The sequence below is a fragment of the Sphaerisporangium sp. NPDC004334 genome (genome assembly GCF_053602655.1).
The window spans coordinates 358190-382604 of the sequence record NZ_JBSGDZ010000006.1 but is presented as its reverse complement, the minus strand read 5'-3'; the positions used below and the strand labels follow the sequence as shown (position 1 = coordinate 382604).

Annotated in this window: 18 protein-coding genes and 1 rRNA gene; 8 read left to right on the top strand and 11 right to left on the bottom strand. The window is 72.0% G+C overall.

Features of this window, described 5'->3' with window-relative positions; genetic code table 11:
• Window positions 1-91: ribosomal RNA gene (gene rrf, locus ACWEN6_RS10190) — 5S ribosomal RNA — on the top strand; the annotation flags it as partial.
• Between the two features lie 519 nt (window positions 92-610).
• Here rrf and ACWEN6_RS10185 read toward each other — a convergent pair.
• From ACWEN6_RS10185 to ACWEN6_RS10160, 6 genes are all read right to left on the bottom strand, one after another.
• Complete coding sequence (locus ACWEN6_RS10185; protein WP_452569888.1) at window positions 611-1222, bottom strand: dihydrofolate reductase family protein; 612 nt, start codon at window positions 1220-1222, stop codon at window positions 611-613.
• A 24-nt stretch (window positions 1223-1246) separates the two neighbouring features.
• Window positions 1247-1861 (bottom strand): dihydrofolate reductase family protein, encoded by a 615-nt coding sequence (locus ACWEN6_RS10180; RefSeq protein WP_452569887.1) that lies wholly within the window; start codon window positions 1859-1861, stop codon window positions 1247-1249.
• A complete protein-coding gene (locus tag ACWEN6_RS10175; RefSeq protein WP_452569886.1) occupies window positions 1858-2727 on the bottom strand; it encodes a metalloregulator ArsR/SmtB family transcription factor in 870 nt (289 codons plus the stop codon). Before ACWEN6_RS10175 ends, ACWEN6_RS10180 begins: the two co-directional genes overlap by 4 nt.
• Before the next feature lie 760 nt (window positions 2728-3487).
• Window positions 3488-5020: a phosphodiester glycosidase family protein gene (locus tag ACWEN6_RS10170; RefSeq protein WP_452569885.1), complete on the bottom strand. Its 1533-nt coding sequence runs from the start codon at window positions 5018-5020 to the stop codon at window positions 3488-3490.
• Between the two features lie 624 nt (window positions 5021-5644).
• Entirely contained in the window at window positions 5645-7258 is a 1614-nt protein-coding gene (locus tag ACWEN6_RS10165; protein ID WP_452569884.1) for a PucR family transcriptional regulator, read from the bottom strand.
• A 193-nt stretch (window positions 7259-7451) separates the two neighbouring features.
• Window positions 7452-8186: a TetR/AcrR family transcriptional regulator gene (locus ACWEN6_RS10160; RefSeq protein WP_452569883.1), complete on the bottom strand. Its 735-nt coding sequence runs from the start codon at window positions 8184-8186 to the stop codon at window positions 7452-7454.
• A gap of 73 nt (window positions 8187-8259) precedes the next feature.
• On the opposite strand from ACWEN6_RS10160, the gene ACWEN6_RS10155 reads away from it, so the two are divergent.
• The 5 genes from ACWEN6_RS10155 to ACWEN6_RS10135 all read left to right on the top strand — a co-directional run bounded on the left by ACWEN6_RS10155 (window position 8260) and on the right by ACWEN6_RS10135 (window position 16032).
• The gene (locus ACWEN6_RS10155; RefSeq protein WP_452569882.1) at window positions 8260-9783 is read left to right on the top strand and encodes an MFS transporter; all 1524 of its coding nucleotides are present in this window, start codon (window positions 8260-8262) and stop codon (window positions 9781-9783) included.
• A 313-nt stretch (window positions 9784-10096) separates the two neighbouring features.
• On the top strand, window positions 10097-11395 hold the full coding sequence (locus tag ACWEN6_RS10150) for an aspartate aminotransferase family protein (RefSeq protein WP_452569881.1): 1299 nt from the start codon (window positions 10097-10099) through the stop codon (window positions 11393-11395).
• 56 nt (window positions 11396-11451) lie between these two features.
• Window positions 11452-12960, top strand: coding sequence for a CoA-acylating methylmalonate-semialdehyde dehydrogenase (locus ACWEN6_RS10145; RefSeq protein WP_452569895.1), 1509 nt, complete (start codon window positions 11452-11454; stop codon window positions 12958-12960).
• A gap of 253 nt (window positions 12961-13213) precedes the next feature.
• On the top strand, window positions 13214-14545 hold the full coding sequence (locus ACWEN6_RS10140) for an extracellular solute-binding protein (protein WP_452569880.1): 1332 nt from the start codon (window positions 13214-13216) through the stop codon (window positions 14543-14545).
• A gap of 164 nt (window positions 14546-14709) precedes the next feature.
• Window positions 14710-16032, top strand: coding sequence for a saccharopine dehydrogenase family protein (locus tag ACWEN6_RS10135; RefSeq protein WP_452569879.1), 1323 nt, complete (start codon window positions 14710-14712; stop codon window positions 16030-16032).
• Here the strand turns inward: ACWEN6_RS10135 and ACWEN6_RS10130 are convergent.
• Complete coding sequence (locus tag ACWEN6_RS10130) at window positions 16029-16277, bottom strand: hypothetical protein (protein WP_354835406.1); 249 nt, start codon at window positions 16275-16277, stop codon at window positions 16029-16031. The genes ACWEN6_RS10135 and ACWEN6_RS10130 overlap by 4 nt on opposite strands.
• A gap of 169 nt (window positions 16278-16446) precedes the next feature.
• Window positions 16447-17844, bottom strand: coding sequence for a 4-aminobutyrate--2-oxoglutarate transaminase (gabT, locus tag ACWEN6_RS10125; protein WP_452569878.1), 1398 nt, complete (start codon window positions 17842-17844; stop codon window positions 16447-16449).
• Window positions 17845-18021: 177 nt separating this feature from the next.
• Between gabT and ACWEN6_RS10120 the strand changes: the two genes are divergently transcribed.
• The gene (locus ACWEN6_RS10120; RefSeq protein ID WP_452569877.1) at window positions 18022-19506 is read left to right on the top strand and encodes a PucR family transcriptional regulator; all 1485 of its coding nucleotides are present in this window, start codon (window positions 18022-18024) and stop codon (window positions 19504-19506) included.
• Between the two features lie 30 nt (window positions 19507-19536).
• Here ACWEN6_RS10120 and ACWEN6_RS10115 read toward each other — a convergent pair whose 3' ends face one another.
• Window positions 19537-20139: a TetR/AcrR family transcriptional regulator gene (locus ACWEN6_RS10115; protein WP_452569876.1), complete on the bottom strand. Its 603-nt coding sequence runs from the start codon at window positions 20137-20139 to the stop codon at window positions 19537-19539.
• A gap of 269 nt (window positions 20140-20408) precedes the next feature.
• On the opposite strand from ACWEN6_RS10115, the gene ACWEN6_RS10110 reads away from it, so the two are divergent.
• Window positions 20409-21836 carry an aldehyde dehydrogenase family protein gene (locus tag ACWEN6_RS10110; RefSeq protein WP_452569875.1) on the top strand — a complete coding sequence of 476 codons (1428 nt, stop codon included), beginning with the start codon at window positions 20409-20411 and terminating at the stop codon, window positions 21834-21836.
• 40 nt (window positions 21837-21876) lie between these two features.
• On the opposite strand, the gene ACWEN6_RS10105 is transcribed toward ACWEN6_RS10110, so the two are convergent.
• Window positions 21877-23100 carry a trypsin-like serine peptidase gene (locus tag ACWEN6_RS10105; RefSeq protein ID WP_452569874.1) on the bottom strand — a complete coding sequence of 408 codons (1224 nt, stop codon included), beginning with the start codon at window positions 23098-23100 and terminating at the stop codon, window positions 21877-21879.
• A gap of 51 nt (window positions 23101-23151) precedes the next feature.
• Window positions 23152-24288 (bottom strand): trypsin-like serine peptidase, encoded by a 1137-nt coding sequence (locus ACWEN6_RS10100; RefSeq protein WP_452569873.1) that lies wholly within the window; start codon window positions 24286-24288, stop codon window positions 23152-23154.
• Window positions 24289-24415 lie beyond the last annotated feature (127 nt).

Sequence of the window (24415 nt, the reverse complement as noted above, 5' to 3'; positions counted from 1 at the left end):
ACCCGGTTACATTCCGAACCCGGAAGTTAAGCTTTCCAGCGCCGATGGTACTGCACCGGGGACGGTGTGGGAGAGTAGGACACCGCCGGACAAAATTTGATAGATATGTGTGTAGTGCAAGGTAGGCCATCCACGGTGTGGATGGCCTACCTGCATTTCAGGGGTGATTCCGCCACCGACCCCCGGCCGGCTGTTACGGACACCTCGCGCCCACCTCGGCATCCCCAGGCCGCCCAAGACCCAGGACCCAGGACCAGGACTCAGGACTCAGAACCAGGAGAACGGGCGCAGCCGTTCCGGCCCGGGGGCAAGCGAATGGGCCCGCCCGGCATACGGGTGGGTGGTCTGAGGGTCGCTGCCCACCCCGGTCGTCGGTCCGTCAGATAGGCGGTAGTAGGCGGGCGGGGACGGCCGGACGGGGGCAGAGAAGCCGTTTGGCCCTGCCGTCACCGGAGGAGTGGGTGGAGCCCGCCCGGCATGCGGGTGAGTGATCCGAGGGTTCCTGCCCACCCAGCTCGTTAGTCCATCAGATGGAGCGGCATGGAGACGGATGGCCGGTGTCGCGGCCGGTGCGGGCGACCGTTTCGCCGGCTGGGAAGCGTGAGGGCGGTCATTGTGGGCGTACGTCGTAGCTGAGGTGGGTGACCCGGTCGCTTTCCACGATGCGCGGGTTGTTGAGCATCGTGGTGGGGATCTTGTGCTCTCCGAAGAAGCGGACGCCGTCGCCGAACAGGACCGGAACGACGTACATGTCGATTTGATCCACCAGCCCCGCGGAGATCGCCTGCCCGGCGAGGTCGCCCGCGGGCATGGAGACGTCGCGGTCGCCGGCCGCCTGCTTGGCACGGGCCACGGCTTCTTCCAGGCCGCCGGTCACGAAGTGGAACGGGGCGTCGGGATAACGGCTCGGCCAGTCGCCGGGAGACCGATGGGTGACGACGAAGACGTGATCGCCCACAGCGGGCTTGCCGCCCCAGCCGTCGGTGAGGTCGAACAGGCGGAGCCCCATGATGGTCGCGCCGACGCTCGCCCAGGTGGCGCGGAGGAAGTCGGCGCTTGCGGCGGCCGGCCGGTATCCGTCCTTCGGCCGGTACTGGTTCGGTGCGGCCGGCATCTCCTGCGGGCCGTTGAAGTACCAGTCGAACAGCGGTCCCACGCCGTCGTTCCGGTCGGCGATGAAACCGTCCGCTGACACGGCCGCACCGATGATCACCTTGCGCATGTGCCTTCTCCTGTCTGGATATGTCTACTCGACCGTCGAGCGGCGAACTCGGTCGTAGACCATGGCCATCTCGCCCAGCTCGCCGGTCTCCTGGTGGACGAGCGTCCACTTGGTGGCCGGCAGGCCGTCGTCGAACAGTCGCTGCCCCCCTCCGGTGATCTCGGGGAAGATCATGAGGTACAGCCGGTCGATCAGGTCCGCCGACAGGAGCGCCTTGATGACGCCGGCGCTGCTGTTGACGAGGATGTCGCCCTCGCCGTTGGCCTTGAGGGCGGTGACGACGTCGGCGGCGGGGGCGTTCACCACGCGGGTGCGCTCCCACGGAGCTTCGGTCAAGGTGGTCGACAGGACCACCTTCTCCGTGTCGACCAGCCATTTGGCGTATCCGCGATCACGCGGGTCGGCGTTCGCGTCTTCGGCGACCGACGGCCAGTACCCCATGAATCCCTCGGCATTGATCCGGCCGAGCAGCGCCGTCGTCGCGGCCTCCCACATGCGGTTCATGTGGTCGCGCGCGACCTCGGTAGTCACATAGGGAGCGAACGCGGCGAAATCACCAGGTCCGCCGGGACCGTTGTAACGTCCGTCGAGGGTGAGACTCAGGTTCGCGGTCACTCTGCGTCCGGTCGAGTCGGTCATCTTGAGCTCCTTTTATCGGTGGTGTGCGAATTCGCGGCCAGGGTCGCTGCGAGCTTGTCGAGGCTCTGGCCGAAGCCGATCTCGATGCCCGCGACGAAGTCCGCGGATTCGACGGTGCTGTCGGTGATGCGGAAGAGAATTTCCAGGTCGGTGCCGGTGCCGCTGCTGGTGCCCGGGCCGGTGCCGGTGGGACGGAGGTCGAGGTCGAGGTGGGCGGTGAAGGCGTGACTGCCGTCGGGAAGCAGCGGAGACAGCCGGTAGGCGAGGTGTTCATGGGGCCGGACTTCGTCGACGATTCCCTCCGCGTGCCCGGCGACCTGGTCGGAGCCGTCGACGTCCTCGGCGTCGCGATACTCATGGACGATCCGTCCACCCGGCCGCGCCTCGAATACGAGCTCGGAGACGCGTAGGTCGTCGGGCGTCCACCAGTGGGCGAGCAGGGAGGGCTCGGTCAGGTGGCGCCAGACCGACTCGGGGTCGCCTGTCAGCGACCGGTGGAACCTGAACGAGCGGCCGTCGGCCCACCCCGGCCGTTCCGCGGCGAGCCGCTCCGCGTGGACGCTGAGCCCGTGGCGGTCGAAGGTCTCGCGTGTGCCGCCGGCCTGCTCAGTGGTGTCGGCGAGCCGGTTGAGCTCGGCCGCCAGCTCCCGTAGAGGCTCGGACCGGAGCGCGTAGATGCGGCGCTGGCCGGTGCGCTGGGAGGTGACGATGCCGGCGCGTTCGAGGGTCTGCAGGTGCTTGGTCGTCTGCGGCTGACGCGCCTGGGCGAGCCGGGCCAGGACGCCGACCGGCCGGGGCCGCTCGGCCAGCAGAATCACGAGCCGCCAGCGAGCCGGGTCGGCCAGTGCGGTGAAGAGTGCGTCCATGGAGAGAAGTATTCACCAGCGAGAATATTCGTGTCAAGGAATAGGTGGGGCAGGTGGCGGCCGGTGAGGACCAATCGGTTCAGCCGACGAAGGGATCTGGCAGGTCAGGCTGGAGGTCGCCCGGCCGACGACATCAGAAGAACTCTGGAGAACATGGCCGGTCGGCCGGCCGATCGGATTGCGGTAACAGGGTCGGTCGGTCGGTGTGGAGAGTGGAAGCCGGGGTGGGTCGGCTACCTGGTGGGGCGGGCGGACGGTCGACCCGTCGATGGAGGGCGGGAGGGCAGGGCGGTCGGCCGGTGTGGGGTCGGGAGGGTCAGGCTGTCGCGCGTCACGGTGTCCCTACGTCCTGCGCCCCCGGCGGCGGCAGGTGCACCTGCGGTGTGCCAGGCACCTTCGGTCGAAGACGCTCGCGGCGCCGGCCGCCGCCGACGACGGCCTGGCCGGCGAGGTAGGTTTCGCCGACGCAGGGGAGCCGAACACCGGTCGGGTCCATGGCCGCCCGCGAATCCACTGTGCCGGATGCAGCCCGTTCAACTCGTTCGCGCCGAATCCCTTCCTGGTCGAACTCATGGATTCTCTCGCGAACCATTGAAGAACCGCTCATCGCATCGCTTGTCGCAGCGCGTGAGTTCGCCCGCGAATCGGATCTCCGGTAGAGCAGCGGGAGCCGCACGGAGGTGATCAGCTCCTGCGGGGCGCGGGATATCGCAGCGCGGGTACGGGGGATGGCATATCGCGATGCCCCCGGAGGGACGGGTCAGGGGACGATGAGGACGGCGTCGCCCACGCCGCGTTCGACGCCGTCGGAGGGGTGGTTGACGACCTTGCCCTTGACGACCATCGCGCTGGAGCCGCCGCCGTCGAGGTTGATGGCCTGGCGGGCGCCGAGCCACAGCATCAGGTGGGCGGCTTCGATCATCGAGGCTCCGACGGTGACGCCCGGCTTGCGGCCGTCCACGACGGCGAGGATCAGCCGGCCGGACTTGGTGACGCCCGCGAGGGTGCGCGGGTGACGGCGGAGGATCATGTTGATGTTCGCCTGGCCGTCCGCCTGCGCGGTGACGCGCTCGCGGCCGTCGCGGACCAGGCCGACGCCGCCGCCGATGACGCTGGTCTCGGGGGTGAGGGGGATGGCCTTGCCGGAACGCATGTCGGTCACCTTGGTGGCGATCTTCAGGCTCCAGTTCTCCCAGGCGTGCGACCAGATCCAGTCGGCCATGATGCCGGTGCCGTGCAGGACGCGGGTGCCGGCGGCGACCTTGCCGCCGGCCGGGCGCAGTTCGAGGACCTGTCCCTCGGCGTCCAGCACGGCTTCGGCGCCCTCGTCGGCGGGGGTCTTCTCCCCGAACTCCTCGGTGTACAGGACGAGCTCGTCGGCGGCGGCGGCGCGGTTCACGCCGTTGATGACGGTCTTCTCGCCGTCGGCGGAGGTGGCGGTGACGGCCGTGGCCACCTCGGAGATGCGCGCGGTGCGGCCCTTGAGGATGAGGGCGCTGCGGCCGAGAACGGCCTCGCTGAGCAGGCGGCCGTTGACGACCGAGACACCGACGGGTTCGCCGCGGAGGTTCTTGTCGGTGTGGATGTTGAAGAAGCCGCCGTTGACGGCGGCGACGGCGCCCGCCTTCTTGGCCATCGAGGAGGTGGTCTCGCGCTTGGCGACGCTCGCCCCGAGGCTCGCGTGGTAGGAGCCGCCGAAGACCCGCGGGTCGACGGTGAGGACGCGCATGTCCCAGGGGCCGGTGGTCTGGAAGCCGTCGTCGCCGAGGAAGTCGACCTTCGCCTTGACGCCGGCCTCGCCGAGTTTCTTGGCGATCTTGCCGGCCTCGGCCTTCTCCTCCGGTTTCCACATGCCGACGCGGACCATGTAGCTGACGCCCGCGGGGTAGTCGGCGACGGCCGGGCGGGTGAACTCCTGGATGCCGGCGGGGAGCCCGGCCGCCTGGACGGCCTCGGCGGCGGCGTCGGCCTGCTCCCGCGAGCCGTAGTCCTTGCCGTTCATGAGCACCGACACCGTGTATCCGTCGGTCGCCTCGCCGTGCACGACGGTGAAGAAGTCGATGCCTTTCGTCACGGCCTTCTTCTTCTGGGTGACCGGGCCCGGCTGCCCCAGCGGGAAGTCCTTCGTCGGGGGGGCGAACCGGACACGCGTGGCCGTCGTGCCGGCCGGACGGGTCGCCCGCGCCGTTTCGGCCGGCGCCGCCGACGCGGCCGACCGGGCACTCGCGGCTGTAGGGGCCGCCGCCGCGAGGAACGACAGCGCGGCGAGTCCGGCGGCGAGACGACGTGGCATCAAGGGCTCCCGTGGGTGATCCGATTCCTCGATGACCATCGTCTTGTCCGCGGAAGGTCAAGGCCGGGTGAACACGCCAACGTCTACGAGAATGTGACCAGAGGCTCGGCCAGGGGCGTGGGCACGGATTTCGTGGGCCGCCTCTTCCCGGTGGTGGCACGAGTGTCCGTAAGGGGCTACGCAAATCGGGTCAATGCCCTGGTCATTACGGGTCAACCGGTGGCGATCGGCTGCCGGCGCCCGTGTTCCGGGGTTACGGTTCGTCAGGCCGCGATCACAAGCCGGCGGCACACCATCCTCGAGAGGCACCCGTTATGGGGCTCAACGTAGTCTTCGTGATAATCCTGGCGAGCATGAGCCTTGGTTTCATCCTTGGAGTGATCATGGCTCGGCCGCGCCGGTGGGACGCCTACGTCTGCGCCGACGACGCGGCCCACGCCGCACGGCGGGACACCGTCCCCGACTCCTGACGCCCGTCACCACCGGGACCTGTCACCACTCGAGACCCGTCACCACCGGGACTCGTCGCCGGACGACAGCCGGTCGCCGTGCGCTGCGGCTGTCGGCACGTCTTCCGCTGGACGATCCGCGCGCGCCCGTCAGTGCGTCCCTCGCGGTGCGCGGTCAGCGGGTCTCTCTGCGGAACGACTCCAGTGCCAGCAGGGCGACGTGCAAGGACAGGCAGGAGTCGACGTCGTCCAGGTTGGTGTCCAGGATGCGCTCGAGGCGGCGCAGCCGGTCGTAGAACGCGGGCCTGGACAGGTGGGCACGCTGTGCCGCGACCGCCTTGTTGCGCCCGGAGTCCAGGTAGACGCGCAGGATGCCGGTCAGGTCGGCGCCGCGGTGGGCGTCGTGGGCGAGCAGCGGGCCGAGCTCGCGTTCGGCGAAGGTCTGCAGGCGCGCGTCGTCGCGCAGGAGGTGGAGCAGGCCGCGCAGGCGCAGGTCGGGCAGCCGGTAGAACGGGCGGCGGTCGGGCTGGCGCGCGGCGGCCTCGGCGACCTGCTCGGCCTCCAGGAAGCTGCGCCGCACCTCTTTGATCGACTCGACCACCGAGCCGGCCGCCAGGACGAACGGCGTGGTGAAGGTCGTACGGAGCCGTTCGGCGAGGGCGGTGAGCGCGCCTTCGGCCAGGGTGCGCGGCGGCAGGGGCAGAAGGACGCCGATGCGGTGCTGGTCGAGCGCACCGACCAGGGCGGGCAGCCTGGCGTCCCGGCATGCGGCCGCGGCGGCCTCGGCCAGCTCGCTCAGCTTGGCCTGCAGGTTGAGCACCGTCTCGGCCGGCGGTTCCGCGAGGCGGAGCACCAGGCCGATGAGCTTGCGTCCGGTCAGCGGGACGCCGACCGCGCGGGCGCGGGCGGCGACCTCCTCCGGGTCGGCGTACGCGTGGGTCAGGATGCCGGCGATGATCGTGCCGTGGGCCTGGCGTTCGAGGCTCTCCTGGTGCCGCTCCAGCAGCCGGCCCAGGGCGAGCGTGGTGGCGGCGCGCTCGGCGAGGACGATGTCGCGCGGGCTCGGCGGCGAGTCGCAGAGCAGGATGAGCCGCCCCCAGTCGTGGCCGCGCGCGCCGACCATGGTGACCAGCCAGCCGGAGGAGGGGTCGTAGGCCGTGCGCTCGCCGAGGACGACGGCGCGCGACCGGGCCTCCCAGTTGGCGAGCAGGATGCCGGTGTCGCGCCCGGCGGACTCGCAGGCGAGCACCTGGTGGGCGAGGTTCTCCAGCAACGCGGGCCGGGCCGAGAGCCTGGCGACCTGGGTCAGCACCTCGGCGGGCGAGGCGCCCTCCACCGACAGCTCGGTGAACACCTCGTGCAGCTGCTCGGAGGCGCGCAGCTCCTCCAGCTGGATGTCGATGATGCGGGCGTGCACCGACTCGGTGATCTGCACGAACGGCGTCTCGCGCGCGAGGGTGACCAGCGGCAGCCCGTGGGTCTCCGCGGCGTCCACGACGGCGGAGGGCAACTCGTGGATGAACCTGCGGCCGAGCTCGACGATCAGGCCGGAGGTGCCCACGCTCGCCAGGTCGGCGATGTAGTCGGCGAGTTTGTCCGGTTCGTCGGGCAGGGCGACGCCGGTGGTGAGGATGAGCTCGCCGCCGCGCAGCAGGTGGGCGATGTCGCTGACCTCTCCGACGTGCACCCAGCGCACGCGCGTGTCCAGCCGGTCGGCCCCCGCGACCACGCGGGGGTCGCCTCGGCGCACGGCGTCCAGCGCGAGGACGTCGGCCAAGGTCGGTAGCATATTTCCGAGCCTAGCTGATCACGGTGTACCAGCGACCGTCCCCTATGTGACATAGTGACCGCCCGTTATGCGGCCGTTCTCGCCGGCCGTCCCGCGCGGGTCCGACCTCGCTGCCAGGTCCGCTCCCGCTGTCCGCCCCGGGTCCGTCCGCCCCCGCCCGTCCCCGGTCCGTCCGCCCGGCGCCCGTCGTCGCTCAGGTCTGGTGGAGGCGGAGCGCCAGGCCGTCCAGGAGGGCGGACAGGCCGTAGTCGAAGCTGAGGCGGCGCATCTGGGTGACGTCGAGGTCGTGGAGACTGTCGTAGCGGGCGATCAGCTCCGGATGCTCCGCGCCGGCGATGTGGAGCTGGGCGCTCATGTCGGCCATCCATTCGGTCTGGTCGGCGCCGCTGCGGCCCACGGTGTTGATCCAGCTGGCCTCGGGTGTGGTGGCGCCCAGGGTGTAGGAGACGATCGAGCTGACGGCGAACTCGAGGGTCACGCCGGCGAAACCGCCGAGCTGCATGGCGGTGGAGAGCGCGGAGATCGCCTTGAGCGCGTTGGGCCCGATGCTCGGCATGGAGCCGATGAGCGTAACCGACCACGGGTGCCCGAGCACCGCCTCGCGCATCCCGTAGGCGAACGCCGCGGCGGTGTCGTGCCAGCCCGTGACGTCCGGGTCGGGCAGCCGCACCTCGGAGTAGACCTCGTCGAGCGCCAGCTCCAGCAGTTGGTCCTTGTTGGAGACGTGCCAGTAGATGCTGGTCGCTCCCGAGCCGAGGCGTGAGCCGAGCCTGCGCATGCTGAGAGCGTCGAGGCCTTCTGCGTCGAGCAGTTCGACGGCGGCCTTGACGATGTGGTCGCGGCTCAGTGCTGGCTGTTCGCGGACGGGCGTGGCCTTGGGCGCGCTCTGGCGTGACCAGACCGAGGTGAAGCGTTGCTTTGGCGGCACGTGCGCGGGCTCCTTCGTTCGCTCCAGGATAAATGTGTCGCACACCGTGCGAGAATAATCGTACGCTGTGCGAGTGAACTCGAACGATGTACGAGATGAGGCCGGTCCGACCCCGGCCAAGCACCCGCGCCGCTGGTGGATCCTCGGCGTGCTGTGCGTGAGCCTGCTGGTGCTCGTGGTCGACAACACGGTGCTCAACCTGGCCATCCCCTCGCTGATCCGCGACCTCGGCGCCACTCCGTCCGACGTGCAGTGGATCATCGACGCCTACGTGCTGGTCTTCGCCGGCCTGCTGCTGACCGCCGGCAGCCTGTCCGACCGCTACGGGCGGCGCCGATTCCTGATCATCGGCCTGGCCGCGTTCGGAGCCGCCTCGCTGGTCGCGACGATCGCGCAGGAGCCGTGGCAGCTCATCGGCGCCCGCGCGCTCATGGGCGTGGGCGGGTCGTTCCTGATGCCGAGCACGCTGTCGATCCTGATCACGGTCTTCGACGAGTCCGAGCGCCGCAAGGCGTTCGCCGCGTGGAGCGCCGTCGCCATGGTGGGGGTGATCGCCGGCCCGACGCTCGGCGGTTTCCTGCTGGAGCACTACTGGTGGGGCTCGGTGTTCCTGCTGAACGTGCCCATCGCCGTCGTCGCGATCGTCGCCGCGGTGCTGCTGATGCCCGAGTCCCGGGGCCCGGCCCGCCCCGTCGACCCGCTCGGCGCGCTGCTGTCGACGGCCGGCATGACCGCGCTGGTCTACGTGGTCATCGCGGCGCCCCGCGACGGCTGGAGCTCGGGCGGGTCGGTGGCCGCGATGGCCGTCGCGGTCGTGGCGCTCGGCGCGTTCGTGCTCTGGGAGCGCAGGTCGGAGCATCCCATGCTGCCGCTGGCGCTGTTCCGTGACCGTGACTTCGGCGGGTCGTCGTTCTCGATCGTGCTGATGTCGTTCGGCACCGGCGCGCTGCTGCTCATGCTCACCCAGTACCTGCAGTTCGTCCTCGCCTACGGGCCGATGAAGGCGGGGCTCGCGCTGCTGCCGTACGCGGTGGCGGCGGCGGTGTTCAACGGAGTGGGCGCCGGGCTCGGGCAGCGGGTGAGCAACCGCGTGCTGATCGCCGGCGGCATGCTCGTGATGGCGGGCGGGTTCGCCGTGCTCGGGACGATCAGCCCGGCCGACGGGTACGGCAAACTGATCGCCGGTCTGCTCGTCATGGGCGTCGGCGGCGGTCTGGCCGGGCCGGCCGCGTACGCGACGTTGATGGGGGCGGTGCCGCCCGAGCACGCGGGCGTCGGCTCGGCGCTGAACGACACCGTGCAACAGGTCGGCATGGCGCTCAGCGTGGCGGTTCTCGGCAGTGTGCTGGCCGGCGTCTACACCGCGAGCATGCCGGACGGCGCGCCGGCGGCGGCCCGCGACTCCATCGGCGCGGCGCTGCAGATGGGCGATCCGGGGCTGGCCAGGACCGCCAGGGAGGCGTTCGTGTCCGCGATGTCGTTCGGCTCGTGGGTCGGCGTCGCCTTCACCCTGGCCGCGGCCGTACTGGCCTTCTCCGTCCTGCGTCCCGGGCGGCCGGCGCCCGCGCCCACGCCCGAGCCGGAGAAGGTCGCCTGAGCGCGCCCGCCCGCGCGTTCGGTACGACCGCGCCCCTCGCGCCGACCACGACGGCGCCGGCCACGACGGCGCCGGCGATAAGCGCCGGAGCGTCGGCGCGAGGGGCTTTCGCGCGCAGGAGGCCCCGGCGGGCGTGCGCCGCCGAGGAGCCATGAGGACCCCGCTCGAAGCAGGCTGTGAGGTGATGTCCTGACATACTATCTACTGGACCGCACGACATTTTAGCCTGGTACTACCAGTATGTAAGGTGATTTCGGGGTACGCCGACACCTTGGAGGTGGGAGCGATGGCAACGAGTGGACATAATCGGTCTATGTCCGACCTGCTTCCGCGCCATCGTGCGGTCATGCCCAACTGGTTGTCCCTCTACTACGACGAGCCCATCGAGATCGTGCGAGGTAAGGGCAACCGCGTCGTCGACGCCGAAGGCCACACCTACCTCGACTTCTTCGCCGGCATCCTGACCAACATGATCGGATACGACGTCCCGGAGGTCCGTGACGCCGTCGAGCGCCAGCTCGCCACCGGGGTCGTCCACACCAGCACGGTCTACCTCCTGCGCGCCCAGGTCGAGCTGGCCGAGAAGATCGCCAGGCTGTCGGGCATCGAGAACGCCAAGGTCTTCTTCACCAACTCCGGCACCGAGGCCAACGAGACGGCACTGCTGCTGGCCACCTACGCCCGCAGGTCCGACCAGGTACTCGCCATGCGGCAGAGCTACCACGGCCGCAGCTTCGGCGCCCTGGCCGTCACCAGCAACCGCGGCTGGAAGAACAACTCGCTGTCGCCGCTGAACGTGCACTTCCTGCACGGCGCCGACCGCCACTTGACCCAGTTCCGCGGCCTGTCGGACGCCGACTACATCGCCGCCTGCGTGGACGACCTGCGGCACGTGCTCGCCACCTCGGTGTCCAACGACGTGGCCGCGCTGATCGCCGAGCCGATCCAGGGCGTCGGCGGTTTCACCATGGCGCCCGACGGGCTGTTCCGGGCGTACAAGGAGGTGCTGGACGAGGAAGGCATCCTGTTCATCTCCGACGAGGTGCAGACCGGGTGGGGCCGCACCGGCTCGGCCTTCTTCGGCATCCAGAACCACGGCGTGACCCCCGACATGATGACCTTCGCCAAGGGGCTCGGCAACGGCTTCGCGGTCGGCGGCGTCGTCGCGCGCGGCGACCTGATGGACGGGCCGCACGCCATCGGCCTTGCCACCTTCGGCGGCAATCCGGTCTCGATGGCCGCGGCGAACGCGACCCTGGACTACGTCCTGGACCACGACCTGCAGACCCGCGCCGCCACCACCGGCGCCATCCTCATCGACGGGCTGCGCGCGGCCAAGGACCGGCTGCCGATCGTCGGCGACATCCGCGGCAAGGGCCTGATGTTCGCGGTGGAGCTGGTCGACCCGGGCAGCGGGGCGCCGTCGCCCGCGCTGGCCGCGCGGTTCATGGAGGAGACCAAGAAGCTCGGCCTGCTGGCCGGCAAGGGCGGTCTGCACGGCAACGTGCTGCGCATGGCGCCGCCGCTGACGCTGAGCGAGGAAGAGGCGCGCGAGGGGCTGGGCATCATCCTCGCCGCGCTGGAGACGATCAACGAGGAGACGGGCAAGTGAACCACGGGCCGGCGCACGGGCCGCTCGACCACGAGGGCGACGGGCGGGACGGCGCGGTGAAGCGGGTCGCGCACTGGATCGGCGGCGCCGAGACGCCCGGCGGCTCCGGACGCCGGGGCGAGGTGTTCAACCCGGCCACCGGCGAGGTGAGCGCCCTGGTCGACCTCGCGGCCGTCCAGGACGTCGACGCCGCCGTGGCCGCGGCCGCGGCGGCCTTCCCCGCCTGGCGCGACGCCTCGCTGATGAAGCGGGCGCAGGTGCTGTTCCGGTTCCGGGAACTGATGGACGCCCACCGCGACGACCTGGCCGCGCTGATCAGCGCCGAGCACGGCAAGGTGCGCTCCGACGCGCTCGGCGAGGTCGCCCGCGGCCTGGAGGTCGTGGAGTTCGCGTGCGGCATCCCGCACCTGCTCAAGGGCGGCTTCTCCGAGAACGTCTCGACGAACGTCGACTCCTTCTCGATCAGGCAGCCGCTGGGCGTCGTCGCCGGGATCACCCCGTTCAACTTCCCGGCGATGGTGCCCATGTGGATGTACCCGGTCGCCATCGCCTGCGGCAACACCTTCGTGCTCAAGCCCTCCGAGCGCGACCCGTCGGCGTCGCTGCTGATGGCGTCCCTGTGGAAGCGGGCCGGGCTGCCCGACGGGGTGTTCAACGTCGTCCAGGGCGACAAGGTGGCGGTGGACCGGCTGCTGGAGCACCCCGACGTGCGCGCCGTCTCCTTCGTCGGTTCCACGCCGATCGCCCGGTACGTCTACGAGACCGGCACCCGGCACGGCAAGCGGGTGCAGGCGCTCGGCGGCGCGAAGAACCACATGCTCGTGCTGCCCGACGCCGATCTCGACCTGGTCGCCGACGCGGCGGTGAACGCCGGCTTCGGCTCGGCGGGGGAGCGGTGCATGGCGATCTCCGTCGTGCTCGCCGTGGACCCGGTCGGGGACGAGCTGGTCGCCAAGATCGTCGATCGGGTGGGCCGGCTGACCGTCGGCGCCGGCGACGACCCCGACGCCGACATGGGCCCGCTGGTCACCGGCGCGCACCGCGACAAGGTGGCCTCCTACCTCGACACGGCGCTGGCCGAGGGGGCCAAGCTGGTCGTCGACGGCAGGGAGACGCCGGTCAAGGGCGGTACCACGGCGGCCGGGACGCCGGGGTTCTGGCTCGGCCCGACCCTGGTCGACCACGTCACCCCCGGTTCCGCCGTGCACCGCGACGAGATCTTCGGCCCGGTCCTGTTGGTGATCCGCGTCCCCTCCTACGAGGAGGGCCTGCGCATCATCAACGGCACCGAGTACGGCAACGGCACCGCGGTGTTCACCAACGACGGCGGCGCGGCGCGGCGTTTCCAGAACGAGGTGGAGGTCGGCATGGTCGGCATCAACGTGCCGATCCCGGTGCCGATGGCGTTCTACAGCTTCGGCGGCTGGAAAGCCTCGCTGTTCGGCGACACGCACGTCCACGGCACCGAGGGCGTCCACTTCTACACCCGCGGCAAGGTCGTCACCTCCCGCTGGCTGGACCCGAGCCACGGCGGCGTCAACCTCGGGTTCCCCACCAACGCCTAGCGCGCTGTCCACGAACGTCGACCGGGCCGGGCGCCGTAGGAGCGGCGCCGGCATCGCCGTACCGCGCCTCGCCGACCCGGCGCCGATCCCATCCAGCACATACCGGGTGGAGAGCCGCGGCCGGTGAAGGTGTGCGGTCACCGCACCAACGCGCCCTCGCCGCGGGTCTCGCCCCCGGCGCATGACGCGCGCCCCCCGCCCGCCCGGCCGGTAGGCTGCCCGCAAAGGGCTGAGAACGAGGGGGACGGCCGGCGTGAGCACACCGACGAGGCGTCCTCGATGGCTGCCGGTGCTGCTCGCCTGGGCCACCGTCGCGCTCGCCGGGTGCGGCGGCGCGAGGGGGCCTGCCACGGTCGACGCGGGGGCGGCGCCCAGCGCGTCGGGGTCCGCTTCCATCTCCGCCTCTCCCTCCGCCTCCGGGACGGGGCCGTCGGGCGCCGCCTCCTCGGCGGCCGCGACGCCGTCCCCGTCTTCCTCGCCCACCCCGGCGGCGACGCCGCCCCCTCGGGTCACCACCCTCGGGCCGGGGGAGGGGTCGGTCACCGTGCTGTCCTACCGCGGTTACGCCGAGTACGGCGGCACCGATCCGGCCTACAACTGGGTGGGGCGATTCGAGACCACCACCGGCTGCCGGGTCAACCTGCGCTTCCCGGCGTCGGACGACCAGCTCGGCACGATGGCGGCCGGCACCGCGTTCGACGTGGTGTCCGCGCCCCCGCAGGTCGGCGGGCGCCTGATCGCCGAGCGCAAGGTCGCCCCGATCACCACCTCGCTCCTGCGCAACTACGGCGAGATCCCCTCGTGGTTGCGCTCCCAGCGCGCGATCACGGCCGGCTCCCAGGTGTACGGCGTGCCGTACCTGTGGGGGTGGTACGCGACGCTGTACGACAGCGTCGAGACGCGCCCGCCGGCGGGCGCCGGGCTGTACTCCGCCCGCGGGCCCGTCATGCTCAAGGACAGCCCGCTGACCATCGCCGACGCCGCGCTCGCGTTGAAGCGCCAGCGGCCGAAGCTCGGCATCGGCGACCCGTTCAACCTCACCCGGCCCCAGCTCGACGCGGCGATGGCGCTCCTCGGCGAGCGCGGCGTCGGCGACCGGTTCTACTACGCCAGGCAGGTCCAGGCGTTGCAGGCGTTCGCCGGCGGCTCTGTCGCAGCCGGGCGGGGCCTGCCGTTCCTGATGGAGACCCTTCGCGCGGGCGGCCACTCCGTGAAGGCGGTGCGGGACGACCCGGCCACCGGCTGGGTGGACGCGTGGATGGTCTCGGCGACGGCCGCCTCGCCCAACTGCGCCTACCGCTGGATCGACTGGGCCTCCTCCAAGGACGTGCAGCAGCAGGCGTCGGCGCGCAACATGCTGGCGCCGGCCAACCCTGGGGCCTGCGCCTACCACGGCAAGGGGCCGGCGGCGGCGGGCCGCGCCAGGCTCGCAAAGGCCGTGTGCGCGGCGTTCCGGGTCCCTGACGCCTCCTGGGGCAAGAAGGTGGTCTTCGCCGTTCTGCCGGGGAGTGACTGCGAAGACCGGGACGGACCATGCACCGACTACGCCGAGTGGACGGCCCGCTGGCGCTCGCTCGCCGGTTAGACGGGGCGCCGCCGAGGGTTCCGGTATCGGTCGCGCCGGCGGCCGGATGCCCTCCTTCTCGTCGCCGTCTGGGGTCGTCGGCGACGAAATCCATGGTGGAAAGGGGTGGCCGGGTGGCGGGCATCATATTGATTGGTTGACCAGTCAGTTGATACGGTCCCGGCATGCGCATCCTTCTCGTAGGCGCGGGCGGCGTGGGTTCCGCCGTGGTGCCGATCGCCGCCCGCCGTGACTTCTTCGACCACATCGTCGTCGCCGACTATGACCGCTCACGCGCCGAGGCCGTCGTCTCCAAACAGGTCGGCGCGTCCGAACGCATCGGCGCTTCAGAACAGGTGCCGCCCTCTGGACCGGGGCGCGGCCCGAGCCGGCGCGGGGCCTCCGCGCGCCCGGTGGAGGACCGGTTCAGCGCGATCGGGCTGGACGCCTCCGACCAGGCCGCGGTGGAGGCCGCCCTGCGCGAGCACCGCTGCGACGTGCTGTTCAACGCCGTCGATCCCCGGTTCGACATGCCGCTGTTCCGCGCCGCCCTCGCCGCGGGCGCGGACTACCTCGACATGGCCATGTCGCTGTCGCGGCCGCACCCCTCCCGGCCGTACGAGCTGCCCGGCGTCAAGCTCGGCGACGAGCAGTTCGCCATGTCACGGCGCTGGGAGGCCGAGGGCAGGCTCGCCCTGGTGGGCATGGGGGTCGAGCCGGGCCTGGCCGACGTCTTCGCCCGGTACGCGGCCGACCACCTGTTCGAGAGCATCGACGAGATCGGCATCCGCGACGGCGCCAACCTGGTCGTGCGGGGCCCCGACGGGCAGGAGGCGTTCGCGCCCACCTTCTCCATCTGGACCACCATCGAGGAGTGTCTCAACCCGCCGGTGGTCTGGGAGGACGGCGGCTGGCACACCACCGAGCCGTTCAGCGAGCCGGAGGTGTTCGACTTCCCCGAGGGCATCGGACCGGTCGAGTGCGTGAACGTCGAGCACGAGGAGGTCCTGCTGGTCCCGCGCTGGGTGAAGGCCCGCCGGGTGACTTTCAAGTACGGCCTGGGCGCCGAGTTCATCGAGGTGCTGCGCACCCTGCACAAGCTCGGCCTGGACTCGACCGAGCCGGTGCGGATCAAGGGCGTCGAGGTTTCCCCGCGCGACGTGGTGGCCGCCTCGCTGCCGGACCCGGCGACGCTGGGCGACCGGATGCGCGGCAAGACCTGCGCGGGCACCTGGATCAGGGGCACCGGCAAGGACGGCCGGCCGCGGGAGGTCTACCTGTACCACGTCGTGGACAACGAATGGTCGATGCGCGAGTACGGGGCCCAGGCGGTGGTGTGGCAGACGGCGGTCCATCCGGTCGTGGCGCTGGAACTGCTGGCGCGCGGCACCTGGAGCGGACGCGGCGTCCTCGGCCCCGAGGCCTTCGACCCGGTGCCCTTCCTGGACCTGCTCGGCGAGTACGGCTCCCCCTGGGGCATGCGTGAGGAAGGCGCCGCCGCGGCCTAGGGCAGGGCGGCCTTGCGCGGGGCGGGCTTCTTGCGGGGTGCGGGGGGCGCGGGCAGAAGGGCTTCGGCGCAGTCCTCGCAGGCCATGACGGGGGCGTCGTCGGGCAGCCGGCCGACGCGGACCCGTGGCCGTGGCCACTTCTTGTGGCAGACCACGCAGGCGTCTCCCTCGCGCTGCGGGCCGGTCAGATCGTTGGGGTCGAAGGTCAGGTTGAGCCGTGCCGCTCCGGTCGGATCCCAGCTCATCACGCTCCCGTGGCTCGAATGGCTCCTACCCGAACCGTTATAACCCCGTTACTGAAAGTGATCGACTAGGGCGATGTCAAGGACGGGTTAAATCGCGTCCCTCGCCCCGCCCGTTCAATGACAAAAGGGACACCTCGGGTGAAACCCGGGTGCCCCTTTTGTGGTGCTCCTAAACGGACGCGATGGCCTTCTCCAGAATGGACAGGCCCTCCTCCAGCAGGGAGTCCGGGATGGACAGCGGCGGCAGGAAGCGCAGCACGTTGCCGTAGGTGCCCGCCGTGAGCACGACCAGGCCCTCCGCGTGGCAGCGCCGGAGGATCTCCCCGGTGACGGCCGCGTCGGGCTTCTTGGTGCCCGGCACGACCAGCTCGATGGCGATCATGGCGCCGCGCCCCCGCACGTCCCCGATGATGTCGAACCGCTCGGCCAGCGCTCTGAGCCGGGGGAGCATGATGGCGCCGACCTGCCGCGCGCGCTCCACCAAGCCGTCGGCCTCGATCGTGTCCAGCACGGCCAGCGCCGCCTCGCAGGCCAGCGGGTTGCCGCCGTAGGTGCCGCCGAGGCCGCCGACGTGCACGGCGTCCAGAAGCTCGGCCCGGCCGGTGACCGCCGCGAGCGGCAGGCCGCCCGCGATGCCCTTGGCCGTGCAGATGATGTCCGGCACGATGCCCTCGTCCTCGCAGGCGAACAGGTGCCCGGTGCGGGCGAACCCGGTCTGCACCTCGTCGGCGACGAACACGATGCCGTTGGCCCGGGCGTACTCCAGCAGCGCGGGCAGGAAGCCCCGCGCGGGCTCGATGAAGCCGCCCTCGCCCTGGATCGGCTCGATCACGATGGCGGCCACGTTCTGCGCGCCGATCTGCTTGTCGATCGCGTCGATGGCCTGGGCCACGGCCTCCTCGGCGCAGTTGTCCGGGCCGGTGGGCCACCGGTAGGGATAGGCCATCGGCATGCGGTACACCTCCGGCGCGTAGGGGCCGAACCGGTGCTTGTAGGGCATGTTCTTGGCCGTCAGCGTCATGGTGAGCAGCGTGCGGCCGTGGTAGCCGTGGTCGAACACGACGACCGCCTGCCGCCCGGTGGCGTGGCGGGCCACCTTGACGGCGTTCTCCACGGCCTCGGCGCCGCTGTTGACCAGGAATGAGCGCTTGTCGTGGTCGCCGGGGGTGAGGGCGTTGAGCCGCTCGCAGACCTCCAGGTACGACTCGTACGGCGTCACCATGAAGCAGGTGTGGGTGAAGTCGGCGACCTGCTTTGTGACGCGCTCCACGACGCGGGGCGCGGCGTTGCCGACGGTGGTCACCGCGATGCCCGAGCCGAAGTCGATGAGGGAGTTGCCGTCGGCGTCCACGAGCACGCCGCCGCCGGCGTGGGTCACGAACACCGGCAGGGTGGTGCCGATGCCCGGCGGCACCGCCGCCCGCTTGCGCGCGAACATCTCGCGGGACTTCGGGCCGGGGACCTCGGTGACCAGGCGGCGCACCTGGGGCAGGGACGGGCCGCCGTGCGTGACAGGCTGGTCGGGAGCCACGCCCGGCTGCTGGTGTACCTCACGCTCGATGCTCATGCCTGTGACGTTACGGCCGCCGCCTCCAGGTGCCGACCTGGCGACATGTCACAATATGTCGGTCCAGCTTGTCCAGGTTGTACAACTCCGGGCCCCCGGTGGATCCGGCCCTCTTCGCGGAGGGGCCGCGAGGCTCCGGGACGGAGTCGTCCGCCTCCGGCGTCCCGAGGAAGTGACATGGCACCGACCCTGCGGCGGGTGGTCGCGCTCGCGCGGCTGCGGCTCCGCGTGCGCGCGGGCCATGACGCGCTGGAACGCCCGGTGCGCTGGGTGGCGGTGAGCGAACTGGAGGACCCCACGCCGTTCCTGGAGGGCGACGAGCTCGTCCTCACCACCGGCATGCGGCTCGCTCCGGACGACGCGCCCGCCTACGTCTCGCGGCTGGTCGGCCGGGGAGCGGCCGGCCTCGGGTTCGGCGTGGGCCTGGGCCACGAGAGCGTGCCGCCCGAGTTCGTCGCCGCCGCCGCGGACGCCGGGCTCCCGCTGGTCGAGGTGCCCAGGGAGACCCCGTTCATCTCCATCGGCAAGGCCGTCAGCGACATGCTCGCGGCCGAGCGGTACGAGGAGCTCGGCGACGCCTTCGCCGCCCAGGGCCGGCTGACCCGCGCCGCACTCCGGGCGGGGGGCATGGCGGGGGTGGTCCGGCGGCTGGCCCGTGAGATCCACGGCTGGGCCGTCCTGTTCGACGAGACGGGCGGCGTCCTGCACGCGGCCGGTGAGGGCGCCGACAAGGCCGCGACCCTGGTGCGGGGCGAGCTGCACCGCCTGCGCGCCCCCGACGGCGCGCCCGCGAGCCTCGCGCTGTCCGGGCCGCACGAACACGTGATCGTCCAGCCGCTGGGAGACCAGCGGCGCGTCACCGGCTTCTTCGCGGTCGGCGCGCAGCGGCCCTTCTCGCCGGTCGGGCACACCGTCGTCAACACCGCCGGATCGCTGCTCGCCCTGTCGCTGGAGCAGCGGCGCGACCGGCTGGCCGCCGTGCGCCGTGTCCGCTCCGCCGTGCTGCGGCTGCTGCTGGCCGGCGAGCGCGAGGCCGCCCGTGAGACCTTGGCGGCGCTGCCCGGCGGCCCCGCCGAGACGGCGTTCATGGACGGCGGCCCGTTCGTGGTGCTGGCCTGCGAGGCCGGTGACGCCGAGGAGCTCCAGGACGCGCTGCCGGGGTTCACCGCTCCGTGGGGCGGCGTCGTGATCGCGCTTGCGCCCGCCGAGCAGGCCGGCCCGGTGGCCGAGGCGGCGGCCCGGCGAGGCAGGGTCGGGGTCAGCGAACCGGTGGAGTCGTCCGGGCCGTCCGGGCTGGCCACCGGCCTGGAGCAGGCGCAGCGCGCCCTGCTGTCGGCCCGCCCGGTCATGCGCTTCGCCGACCTCGCCGGGCAGGGGTTGCTCTCGCTGGTGGAGCCGAACCTGCTGTCCGGGTTCGCCGCCTCGCTGCTGGCCCCGCTCCGCGAGTACGGCTCGCGCGCCGACCTGGTGGAGTCGCTGCGCGCCTACCTGGCGTGCAACGGCCACTGGGACGCGGCGGCCCAGCGGCTCGGCGTCCACCGGCACACCCTGCGCTACCGGATGCGGCGGGTCGCCGAACTGCTCGGCCGTGACCTGGACGACCCGGCCGTGCGCGCGGAGCTGTGGATGGCGCTGGCGGTCCGGCCCCCCGCGCCTCGGTGAGGGCCGGCAGGGTGTTCTCGCGGTGAGATATCAGTAAGGGGCCGGCAGGCTGTCCTTCTGGACGAGGTAGCGGCTGATGGCGGCCAGGGTGACGGAGGTGTAGACGCGGTCGTCGCGCAGGTGGCCGGCGCGTTCGAGGCTCACGGCGCCCTGCGCCGCCGCCCACAGGCAGTCGGCGATCTTGCGCGGCTGGGTCGGCACCAGGTAGCCGGCCGAGATGCAGTCGGCGATGGCCCGGTCGAGGATGTTCACCGCGGCCCTGGCGAGGGTGCGCGCCCGCTCGCTCGGCTCGAAGCCGGGGATGGCCTTCTCGAACATCACGCTGTAGTAGCCGGGCTCGGCCAGGCACGCCTCGCGGTAGGCGGGCCCGAGAGAGGTGAGGTACTCCAGCGGGTCGGGGTGGCGGGGGACCGCCGCGAGCCTGCGGCGAAACCGCTCGAAGCCCTCCAGGTACAGCGCCTCGGCCAGGCCCTCCTTGTTGCCGAACATGGTGTACACCACCGTGGTGGCGCACCCGGCCTCGGTGGCGATGCGCCGGACGGTCAGGCTGTCGGCGCCGCGGGTGACCAGCAGTTCACCGGCCACTGCGATCAGGCGCGCGCGCAGCTCGTCCTGGGAGCTCTGGCCACCCATCGCATAGGCGCCTTGGAGACCGAGCGGCGCAGGCGAACCCATGAGCGACTCAGCCCCTTCTCCCCAAGGGTCCCGCGCGGACCCGCATGTTGACTTAACCATGTGTCGCGACCTTCAAACCGCCATGCAACAGAAAACATCCCGAAATTGCGGCATGCTCGTTACGGAACGGGGAAAGAACGTTTCTTATGCGGAATGTAGCGGTGCCAGGGCGCACTTGTCCGTACCGGAGTAGCGTCCCGGACCGCGGGAAGGCATAGCGTCGGGACATGGACGTACGCCCCTTCTGGCTCGCCGGTTCGCCCGCGACGGGCGATGACGAGCTCACGGTGACCAATCCCCACGACGGCCGCGTCGTCGGCGTCGGCTCGGTGCCGACCCCGGACCAGGTGGAGCAGGCGGTGGCGGCCGCGCACGCCGTCCGCAAGGAGGCCGCCGCGCTGCCGATCCACGCCCGCGCCGAGGCGCTGGCCCACGTCTCGCGCCGCCTGGCCGAGCGCTCGGAGGAGATCGCCCGGCTGATCAGCGCCGAGAACGGCAAGCCGATCTTCTGGGCGCGCGGCGAGGTCGCCCGCGCCGTCTCCACCTTCCGCTTCGCCGCCGAGGAGACCCGGCGCTTCAGCGGCGAGGCGCAGCGGCTGGACACCGAGCCCGCCGCCGCCGGCCGCCTGGCCTACGTCTCGCGCCAGCCGTACGGACCGGTGCTGGCCGTCACGCCGTTCAACTTCCCGCTCAACCTGGTGGCTCACAAGGTGGCGCCCGCCATCGCGGTCGGCGCGCCCGTGATCGTCAAGCCGGCCCCGGCGACCCCGCTGTCGGCGCTGGTGCTCGGCGAGATCCTCGCCGAGACCGGTCTGCCGGCCGGCATGTTCTCGGTGCTGCCCGTGCCCAACGAACGCGCGGGGGCGCTGGTGGAGGACCCGCGCCTGCCGGTGGTGTCGTTCACCGGCTCCGGGCCGGTCGGCTACGCCATCAAGGACCGGGTGCCGCGCAAGCACGTCACGCTGGAGCTCGGCGGGAACGCCGCCGCGATCGTGCTCGCCGACGCCGACCTCGACTGGGCGGCCACCCGCGTCGCGTTGTTCTCCAACTACCAGGCCGGGCAGAGCTGCATCGCGGTCCAGCGGGTGATCGTGGAGGAGCCGGTGGCCGAGGCGTTCACCGCCAAGCTCGTCGCCGCCGTCGGCAGCCTGGTCGTCGGCGACCCGGCCGACGAAAAGACGCAGGTGGGGCCGATGGTGTCGGTCGAGGCCGCCGAACGGGTCGAGCAGTGGGTGGCCGAGGCGGTCGCCGCGGGCGGCCGGGTGCTCACCGGGGGCGGCCGGGACGGGGCGACCGTCGCCCCCACCGTGCTCGCCGACGTGCCGGGCGAGGCCAAGGTCGTGCGCGAGGAGGTCTTCGGCCCGGTGCTGGTCGTCCAGCCGGTCGGCTCGGCCGACGAGGCGTTCGCCGCCGCCAACGACTCCAAGTACGGGCTTCAGGCGGGGGTGTTCACCCGCAGCATCGAGGCGGCCTTCCGCGCCGGCAAGGAGCTGGAGGTCGGCGGTGTGATCATCGGCGACGTGCCGTCCTACCGCGCCGACCAGATGCCCTACGGCGGCGTCAAGGAGTCGGGCATCGGACGCGAGGGTCTGCGCTCGGCCATGGAGGACTACACCTACGAGAAGGTCATGGTGCTCACCGGCCTGACCCTGTGAGCCGGTCGCGTCCTCGGCGTCCGCCGGACTGTCGTCCACCTCAGGCTCGCTGCGCCGCCTCGAACAGCCGGCGGGCCTGATCGCCGAAGTAGGGCCCGTACATCGTGCGCGGGTCGTCGCTGTACTTGAAGCTGCTCACCGAGGTGACCACGCCCTGCCCGGTCGCCGGGTCGAAGGAGCTCAGCCACGGGCCGCCGCTCGACCCGGCGGTGAGGTCACAACGCATGCCCTGGTCGCGGGTCTGGCCGTGCGGGTCGGCGTGCGTCGCGCCCGAGCAGTAGATCAGGTGCTCGCCGTCGTAGGGAGGGTCGGCGGGGAAGCCGAACCCGAAGGCCCGCTCGCCGCGCGGCGCGTCGAAGGCGATCTCCTGGCCGCCGACGACCTGCCCGAGGTGGCGCCCGTCCACCGGGTTGACCGCGACCATGCCGATGTCGTGACTGTCGTCGCCCTTGGCCGACCAGGGCTCCGGCACGAGCGTCCGCCGGGCGGTGAACACCCCGAAGGGCCGCTCGCCCGCCTCGTAACCCGGCACGAACGTCCAGTTCTCGGCCCAGGGGCCCCGGCCGTCCTTGACGCAGTGGCCGGCGGTGACGACCACGTCCATGGTGCGGCTGCGCACCGCGCCCGCCGAGCAGACGTAGTCGACGCCGCGCATGGTGAGGAACACCCGGCCGGTGGTGCGCGTCACCGCGCCCCCCGCCGCCCAACGGGCGCCGCTGGTGCTGACGCCGGGCGTCCGCGCGGCCGGCCGCGCGGCCACCGGCGCGGTGGACGCGCCGCCGGTGGTGGACGCGCCGCCGGTGGTGGACCGGCCCTGCCCGGCCGGCCTCTCACGGGGCGGGGGGGCGGGACGCGACGGGGCCGGGGGCCGGGTGTGCCTCGGGGGCCTGGTGTGCGGAGGACGGGCGGCGGCGATGCGCAAGGGCAGGCCGCCGGAGCCGAGCCCGCCCAGCCTGGCGACCGAGCCGAGCAGGCCGCCGGGCAGCGCCCGCTCCATGCGCTGGGCCGTCCAGTAGGCGAGGACCCTGCGCTGCTCGGCCTCGGTGAGGGCGGCCACGTGCTGGACCACCCCCGCCGGAGCCGACGCCACCTGCTGGAGGACGCCCGCCCCGGCGACCGGAACGAGCGCGGCGGGCGGTGAGAACGGCGTGGCCGACAGGCCGGAGCCCGCCGGTCGAAGGACCCGTGCGGAGGCGGCGGGCGCGGCACCGGCCAGCCCCGTGATGAGCGACGCGGCGGCGATCAAGGGGAGGATCGGGGTCATGGATCCCGAGTGTGGACTACACAACGTCGCCTTGCGGATACTTTCGGTAAATCAGGTGGCGTCCTGGTTCTGCGCCGTGGTGTAGACCGCCTGCGCCTCCGGGCCGAAGTACGGGCCGAACATCCAGTACGACGCGAAGTTGTACTTGAAGCTGTTCACCGAGTTCAGGGTGCCCGCGCCGGTCGCCTCGCTGAAGCCGAGGAACCACCCGCCGCCGCTGGAGCCGCCGGTCATGTCGCAGGTGAGGCCCTGGTCACTGGAGACCAGGAAGTCGTCGAACACCCGGCCGCTGCAGTAGATCAGCTTCGAGCCGTTGTAGGGGGCGGCCGCCGGGTAGCCGAAGGCGTACATCTGCCGCCCGCGCGGCTGGTTGAAGGCCACGCCCTGGCCTCCGACGACGTCGACCAGGCGCCGGCCGTTCAGCGGCGCCACGACGGCGGCGGCCACGTCGAAGTTCATGTCCTCGCCGGAGTTCCACTGCGGCGTGGTGAGCAGGCTGGTGGCGACCCAGGTGCCGTAGGGGCGGGCGCCGTTGTCGTAGCCGGGGACGAACACCCAGTTGGTGTGGAAGGCGCCGCCGAGCTTCACGCAGTGGCCTGCGGTGAGCACGACGCTCTTGTTGGCGCTGGTGACCGCGGTGCCCGAGCAGGAGGCGCTGCGCCCCTGGTAGGTGAAGAAGACCCGTCCCTCGGTCCTGACGATCGTGCCGCCCGCCGTCCACGCGGCGCCCGGCGAGCGGGCCGACAGCGTGGTGGCCGGCGCGGTCGGCGAGGGCGTGGGGGTCGGGGTCTCGGCCCGCGCCGTCGGTGTGGGCGTGGCCGGCGCGGTCGGCGCCGCCTGGGTGGGCGAGGCGGAGGCGGTGGGCTCGGCCGGGGTGTCGGCGCGCTTCATGGCGTGCGCGCCGGGGGCCGGCAGGGTGATCGTCTTGCCGCCGCCGGGCGTGGCGGTCGTGCGCCCGCCGCGCGACCGCACCAGGTCCAGCGGCCTGGCGGCGGCCATCTTGGCCGGGGTCCAGAACTGCTTGACGACGCGCTGTTCCTTGGTGCTGTCGGCCGCGTCGTGAACGGCCGGCCGGGGCGCGGCGGACGGCTTGGCCGCCTCGGCGGTCGAGGCGTTCAGCAGGATTCCCGCCGCCGCCACGGGGGTGATGGCGAGGATGGGGATGAGACGTCGTGCCGTGGGGTGCATGCGGGGTCCTCCATGCGGTGGTCGCGGGAGCCGGGCGCCGCGCCGGCGGGGCGCGCGCCCGGTGTCGGGCGGGCGCGGCACGCTGGACGCGGGCCCGGCTCCCGCGTGATCGGGTGCCGTGCTCTGA